General features: G+C 37.8%; 5 protein-coding genes and 1 pseudogene. 3 read left to right on the top strand and 3 right to left on the bottom strand.

What is annotated here, in order from left to right:
- Positions 1-133 precede the first annotated feature (133 nt).
- Positions 134-1518: pseudogene (locus IV84_RS08890) on the bottom strand (hemolysin family protein).
- Positions 1519-1765: 247 nt separating this feature from the next.
- Here IV84_RS08890 and IV84_RS08885 point away from each other — a divergent pair.
- From IV84_RS08885 to IV84_RS08875, 3 genes are all read left to right on the top strand, one after another.
- A complete protein-coding gene (locus IV84_RS08885; RefSeq protein ID WP_046872428.1) occupies positions 1766-4498 on the top strand; it encodes an HAD-IC family P-type ATPase in 2733 nt (910 codons plus the stop codon).
- A 79-nt stretch (positions 4499-4577) separates the two neighbouring features.
- Positions 4578-4961, top strand: coding sequence for a hypothetical protein (locus tag IV84_RS08880; protein ID WP_056986457.1), 384 nt, complete (start codon positions 4578-4580; stop codon positions 4959-4961).
- Positions 4962-5204: 243 nt separating this feature from the next.
- Entirely contained in the window at positions 5205-5633 is a 429-nt protein-coding gene (locus tag IV84_RS08875) for an Hsp20/alpha crystallin family protein (RefSeq protein WP_046872426.1), read from the top strand.
- Positions 5634-5693: 60 nt separating this feature from the next.
- On the opposite strand, the gene IV84_RS08870 is transcribed toward IV84_RS08875, so the two are convergent.
- Together IV84_RS08870 and IV84_RS08865 are read right to left on the bottom strand one after the other, a co-directional pair.
- On the bottom strand, positions 5694-6224 hold the full coding sequence (locus IV84_RS08870) for a GNAT family N-acetyltransferase (protein WP_052694569.1): 531 nt from the start codon (positions 6222-6224) through the stop codon (positions 5694-5696).
- 97 nt (positions 6225-6321) lie between these two features.
- Positions 6322-7395, bottom strand: coding sequence for an IS30 family transposase (locus tag IV84_RS08865; RefSeq protein WP_046872425.1), 1074 nt, complete (start codon positions 7393-7395; stop codon positions 6322-6324).
- Between the last annotated feature and the right edge of the window lie 336 nt (positions 7396-7731).

Here is a 7731-nt window from a genome sequence, read left to right as displayed (position 1 = left end):
CTCCACCAATACGATTTGACAGAGACCCGTTATATTTTGACTTCTGCTTTGTCGAGCCGTCCTCAGAAGAAAAAATTGGTTTAAAAAAAGAGTAGATTGAATTTTCATTCACAGTCTACTCTTTTCATATACTTTAGCCATTCGCGTTTAAACGTTTGGTTTCCGCATCTTCTTTTAATTTCTTGAATTCATTATCTGAAATACTTGTGACGTGGAACCAATCAATATGGGCATTTTCGTTATCTAATACTTCAAAGTTGTAGCGATCAATTCGAACCTGGTCATGAACTTGGATATTTGGATGGTGATCAATGACGTATCCGCCAATGGTTACGACGTCTTCACCTTCAAATCCAGGAACATCAATGCCAAAGTAGCGCTCAAAATCATACATTGTAGTTTTACCGCTAACTCGGTAAGACCCATCGGATTCTTTATGAATATAGTCGCCAGAAACATCGTCGACCTCATCACTAATGGTACCAAAGACCTCTTCGTAGATATCTTTATCTGTGATAATGCCACTAGTACCACCATATTCATCAACGACAACTGAAATGGGGGTCTGCTTTTTTAGCATTCTTTGGAGGACATCCTGGATAAGCACAGTTTCCGGCACGGTAATGATGTTTCTGAGGAGCTTGCTGACTTTAACCTTGCCGTCCACACGACTTTGACGAACGAGATCGTAATTGTAAACATAACCTAAAATTTTATCTTTATCATTATTTGCAACAACCGGAAAACGGCTAAACCGCTTCTGTAAATAAACTCGTAAAGCTTCATCCACCGTTACATCGACGTTTAAAACAACCAATTGCGTACGATCAATCATAATGTCTTTAGCCACTTTATCATTAAAATCGAATGCTCGTTGCATGTAGACGTAATCATTCTGGTCTAGTTCACCACCAGTAACTGAATTTTTAGATAAGCTCAGAATTTCAGCCTGAGAGAGAACTTCATTATTTTCTTCAGCAGGTTCCATACCCATTAATTTAACAATCCCGTTGGCTGAAGTATTTAGTAGCCAGACAAATGGATAGAATATGGTATGAAACCAGTGCAATGGATTTACAAGTCTCATTAAAACTTTTAAGGGAATATCAATACTAATATTCTTTGGAACGATTTCTGTGATGACAACTTCTAAATAAGTTAAAAGAAGGACCCCAATAATTGCACCAATAGCATGAAGTGAAGCCTGATTAATTAAATGTGTAGAACCGAAAAACTTAATAATAAAATATTCGACGTATGACTCACCAATCCAACCTAGGATAATCCCGCAGACTGAGGTTCCAACCTGTGTGGTAGAAAGGTACTCATTTAAATTCGAAACCATGTGGATTGCTCGATTAATCTTTTTGAGCCGTCCCCAACTGCTGTTTCTTTTGCTTCTTCCAAGGCACTTAATCGGCTTTCGACAAGTGCAAATTCAGCAGCGACGAAAAAATATGCCATGATGAAGGTAATCAAAATAATAATAGTATCGCTGATTATCTGACCGCTGTCCAAGGACCATTCCCCATTTCTTTTGTAATTACATTATCTTTATATTATAGCGCGTCTCATGGTAAAAATCTTTTAAATTAGTCAATGATATCAGTTAATTTGCAATGATTATGAAAAATAGATATGAAAATTCTATGAATATTTTCGTTCTTCTTATAAAACTGATAAGTATTCTTTGACTTTCAGCTCATAATTGGATATGATACTACTTACAAAAGATAATTCGAAATAATAGGAGGAAATTTAAATTATGACAAAAGGTTCTGCTTCTGATAGCACTGACTATGGTGGGGAAATTGAAAAGAGTAAACCTCCTCACGCGTTTATAACTCAGACAACGGATCAACTCTTGGCCCAGGATCATATTTCGCTTGATCAGGGTCTAACAAGTGAGAAAGCCCAGGAACGATTGGAACAAGATGGGCCCAACTCGTTGGTCCAAAAGAAGCAAAGTAAGTGGGTCCGCTTTTTCAAACAGTTCAATAACAGTATTACCTATATTCTTATTGTGGCCGCGGTTGCGACTTTTATATTACGAGAATATTCAGATTCAATTGTAATTGGATTGGTTGTAATTGTGAATGCACTGATTGGATATTTTCAAGAGAGCAAGGCTTCTGACGCCATTGACAATATTAAACAGATGCTGCAAGTTTCTGCAACGGTGATTAGAGATGGCAAACGAGATGATATTGAAGCCGAAAACTTAGTTGTGGGTGACTTAGTTTTTCTTGAGGCCGGTGATAACGTGCCGGCTGATCTTCGAATCTTAACTGCTGATAATTTAAAAATTCAGGAATCTTCTTTAACTGGAGAAACTGATTCTGTTTTAAAAAATGACGAGCCGCTAACTGACCCAAAGACACCTTTAGGGGATCGTTTAAATATGGCTTATGCCTCAACTGCCGTTACAAATGGTAGTGGGCTTGGAATTGTAACTGCAACTGGTGCAAACAGTGAAATTGGTAAAATCAACGCCAGCATGGAGAGTGTGAAAACCAAAACGACCCCACTGATGCAAGAAATTAATGGGTTAGGTAAATATATTTCTTATGCGATTGTGGCTGTAGCCGTCTTATTGGCTATTTATGGCCTGATTACACGAGTTTATTCGGTTTCCGCGTTGATGGTCGCTGTAATCACAATGGTGGTTGGATCGCTTCCAGAAGGTTTACCAGCTAGTACTTCGGTGGTCTTGGCAATGGGCGTTCAAAAGATGACGAAACAAAATGCAATTGTCAAAACCCTGCCGGCTGTGGAAACACTTGGTTCAGTTGATGTAATTAATACTGATAAAACCGGAACATTAACGAAAAACGAAATGACAATTGACACGCTGATTACTCAAAATGGTAGATATGAAGTGACTGGAACTGGGTATACACCAACTGGTCATATCACGATGAATGGACAACCAATTTCTGTGGGCCATGACGAAGATCTTGATCGTTTAATGGTTGCTGGCCATGAAGCTAATGATACCCGTCTTATTGAGGAAGATGGTAAGTGGGAAATTAATGGTGAACCTACAGATGGTGCATTTTTAACCCTGTATCATAAAGTATTTGAAAAAAATGAGCCCGATTTAGTGGAAATAGACAAAATTCCATTTGATTCAGAATACCGATACATTGCCAAACTGGATGAAGATTCAGATGGACAACGGGTTATTTTGGTAAAGGGCTCGCCTGATAAAATTTTCACAATGGCCAAACAAGCGGATAGTAGTTTTGATATTCCTGATTGGACAAACCGAGTGTCCCAATTGGCAAGGGATGGCGAACGAGTGGTAGCCCTAGGTTATCGTAAAGTCTCCAATGATGTGCATGAACTGACGCCAGAAATAATGGCTGAAGGGGTGCATTTTCTAGGGATTGCTGGGATTATTGATCCGCCTAGAGAAGAAACTATTGTGGCATTGAAAGAAATGCGTGAAGCCGGAATCAAAGTCAAAATGATTACGGGTGATCACCCTGAAACTGCGTCTGCCATTGCTAAAAAGCTTGGTTTGGATGGAAATATTGCCGCAATCACTGGTGCTGAAATTGATGAACTTTCAGATGAAAAATTGAAAGAAGTTATCCAAGATTATAACGTCTTTGCGCGAACCACGCCGATGAATAAGCTACGAATTGTAGAAGCTTATCAGGCTAATGGATTGGTAACGGCAATGACTGGTGATGGGGTTAATGATGCGCCCGCTTTGAAAAAAGCTGACATTGGGATTGCGATGGGAATTAAGGGAACTGATGTTGCAAAAGAAGCTGCTGATATGGTTTTAGCGGATGATAACTTTGCGACATTGACGACCGCCATTAAAGAGGGGCGTCATGTTTATGATAATATCAAGAAAACGATTCGTTTCTTATTACCAACTAGTTTTGCTGAAGGGCTAATCGTCCTAATTTCTATTATGTTCCAGCAAGAATTACCATTAGTTCCAACGCAGTTACTATGGATTAACATGGTTTCTGCCGTTACAATTCAATTTGCCTTCCTGTTTGAACCGGCTGAAGAAGGGATTATGAAGCGAATGCCGCGGAAGAGTAATCAATCCTTCTTGAATCGAAAAGATGTTTGGCAAATTGTGTACGTGGCAATTTTGATTGCTGGTCTTGGTATCGGGGCTTTCAACTGGCTAACAATGCAAGGCTTTAGTTCTACAGTGGCAAGTACCGTAACCTTAAATGTAATTGTGTTTGGAAAAATATTTTATCTCTTTAATATCCGGACACCTAAACCGGCTCTTTCCAAAGATGTTTTGCGTAATAAGATGGCCTTTGTCATAATCGGGATCTTACTGATATTGCAGGCTGGAATTACCTATTTACCATTTATGCAGGAAATCTTTAGTACTGCAAGCTTAGACGCATCGCTTTGGATAATACCAGTGATTGCCGGGATTATAGTTTTAATTGTGACAGAGATTGATAAGGCCTTTGGATTACGACACCGCCTGCATTTAGCCACCTCACGAAATTAAAAATAAAGGGGTTTCACTTAACCATTTTTAAAAGTGGTGCTAAGATGAGGTTGTAAAAATAATTAAGGAGATCTCAAAAATGGCAAAAGATGACAAAGTTAAAGTTGAAACAGACGCCGAACAGATTGCAAAAATCGACTTCGACAAAGAAGATGTGAAACAAGCAGCTGATATGATCGAGGAAAAGGGTTTTGTTACTCGAAATGATTTTCCTGATTTGAAAGACCGTTTGTGGAGCGAAGGATTCTATGAAAAAATCGAAGATGAATTTCATCAACGTGATAATGAGAATCCATATATTTTCTTTGAACGTTTTGACTTCGTTGGTGGTGCCATTGAATCAATTATCTTCGACATGGACCAAGTAAAAACTCGAGAAAAAGCATTACACGTTTTAGGCGACGCTTTGGACTTGAAGGTTCAAGACAAACCTAATGAGACTCATAAAATGGTTACTTACTAAAAAATAAATGATTAACAATAGCATCTTTAAGTTGAGTGAAAATTCAACCTAAAGATGTTTTTTTATTTTACAGGGTTTAAAAACTCATGAAATAAAACGTTGATATAAAGGCTTTTTAAGACTGCAGTTTAGCACTCTTCAATAAAGAGTGCTAAATTCTTGCATTCATTCCCAGAAGGTCATACTATATAAATGTACCAAGAAATGAGGTACAAAAAATAATATTAAAAGGAGTCTTGAATTATGGCTAACGAGTTAAGAAATACAGATTTTGATGATTTTGCACCATTTGATTTTTATGATAATTTTGGGAAGAATTTCTTCAAGTCAATGACCCAGGGTAGCTCGATGAAGACAGACATCCGTGAAAACGAAAAAGATTATGAAGTTTCCGCAGAACTACCAGGTCTTAAAAAAGAAAACATTTCTTTGAATTACGACAACGATACACTGACAATTGAAGGCAAGCATAACGTTAACAAGGAAAAGAAAGACGAAAAGGGTAATTTGATTCGTCAAGAACGTAGTTTCAGTAATACGTCACGTCAGTTCTATCTACCAGATATCGATCGTGATAAGATCAGCGCTTCATACGATGGTGGGGTTTTGAAAATTACTTTGCCAAAGAGTGAAAGTAAATTAGAGAGTGGCAAGCAAATTCCAATTAACTAAAATTGAATAGATATTAAAAAAGTCATGGCAAATTTTGTCATGACTTTTTTAGATCTTGGTTTATTTTTGATATTCTTCGATTGTTTTGGCAAAGTGAAACATATCGGTTGGCTCACCTTTTAAATTTTTTTCTATCCAATGTTCGATTAAACGATAATGGTTTTTTCGTAGAATGTGTTGTGAAAGAATATCGATCTTGCTCGTATAGACGCTTAATTTTTGTAATTTTAAAACAGTGAAAGCATACTGTTCAATTTCAGGAAAAACTTCACTTATCACACCTTTTCCTTGAAATTTAGGTAAGATATCGTAGCCTACTTCAGCTTCTGTTTTTTCTTGATTGAATCCCCAGATAGAAATACCGCCCAAATGGTTTTTCGTATGATCAGAAATTAACCAATAATTGACAATGCCTGCATCAATTTTGCTCAATAATTGGGTTAAAAATTTGGCAGTTTCTTGTCGGCTTTTATCAGGAATTCGGCCTTCACTATGGGCAATTTCGATATTACTCCGGTATCGGAATAGGATATCAACATCTGATTGAACAGGAAAATGCAATTCATAATTTTTTGTTTGCAGATTTTTCATTACTTTTCACCCGTAAATTGCAAGAACAAGTTAGCCACCCCGCAGGCGAAGTTGCGGGGCACATATCAGAATATCTATTGAAGCTTAGAACAAATAGTTAAGCAATGTGAGCTCTGCGAGCACGCGCTGCTTCAATCTGAAAAGCTTTTTCAGGTGCTTGGTACTTTAAGATACGTCGTGGTAGTTGGTTGAGACGGTCTTCAACGATAGCAACAGTCTTAGGACTGACTGTATCTAGTGAATACCCCTTAGGTAAATAACGCCTAATCATGCGGTTATGAGTTTCATTGGTTCCTCGTTCAGAAGAACTATATGGATGGGCATAATAAATATCGGCAACGCCAGTAAAAGCTTCCTCCAAGGCTGTGAACTCCGTTCCATTGTCAGCAGTAACAGATTTGATCAGATCACCAAACTCAGCACAAATCCCTTTAATGGCATAGGCTACTGAGTCAGCATCTTTGCCTTCAATCAAACGAATAAAGTCAAAACGGGTTTTACGTTCAGTGAAGGTCAATAGCACACACTCATGACCACTACGTTTACCAACCACGGTATCAATTTCAAAGTGGCCAAATTCACTGCGCTTATCGACACATTCAGGCCGTTCCTCGATACTTTTACCAATTAAACGTCGATGTTTATGCGACCAGTGATGTTTCGTACGCCGCTTGGTTTTCTCAAGTAAATCAAGATTGCGAATTTCTAATAATTGCGCATCGATATAGTTATAGAGGGTCTTAGTGCAGACCATCTCTGTACGCTTGAACAAACGGTGTTTGTGGGCGAAGCCAACTGCGGCATCAGGTGACCAATGATCTTGATGGAAATGGTCATCAAAGTAGGCTAGAAAGTTAGTAATGGATTTGAAATTTAAAGGCCGATGACAGCGTTGACGATTTGTTTGATAATGAATTTGAGCTGTATCAGGTGCATAGACATTAAAATACTGTTCTTTACCATTAACTTTCTTTACCTGTTGAATACAGCCGCGTTTGAGCTCATTGTTGATAGTTTGATGACAAACGCCAATTTCGGCCGCAATTTGACGAGCAGATTTACCTGCAGCAAGTAGTCCGGCAATTTTTCCTCGTTCAATCTGTGTTAAATGATGACCCTTTAAGTGAGATATGGTAAGCTGTTCTTGCGCCAAGACGAAAACCTCTTTCATTGTTTGTGTAGGAACTTCAATGATACCTGATTTTTCGTCTTGGTGTCTTTATTTGACCACTTTTACAAGGTGGCTAACTTGATTATAAAATCTGCGATTACTTTTCACCTAATATTTTTGAATTTTATTTTTGTTAGAATTGCGTATGGTAGCAATTCTAATGATTCTTTTTCCCCTAATGATATCGGTAAAGTGAATAAATTAAAAGCTGTTTTTAGAAGTGAGTTTGATACATACAGTAAAAAGATTAGATCAGGTATTTAATAAATCAAATGCATTAAAACAGTCAAGTCTATGCAACCGATAACGTTAGTGTAAGGTTTTCCTAGATGGTCA

It is taken from the genome of Pediococcus damnosus (assembly GCF_001437255.1).
GTDB lineage: Bacteria > Bacillota > Bacilli > Lactobacillales > Lactobacillaceae > Pediococcus > Pediococcus damnosus.
The sequence above is the reverse complement of the archived record's forward strand: the minus strand, read 5'-3'. Positions and strand labels throughout refer to the sequence as shown.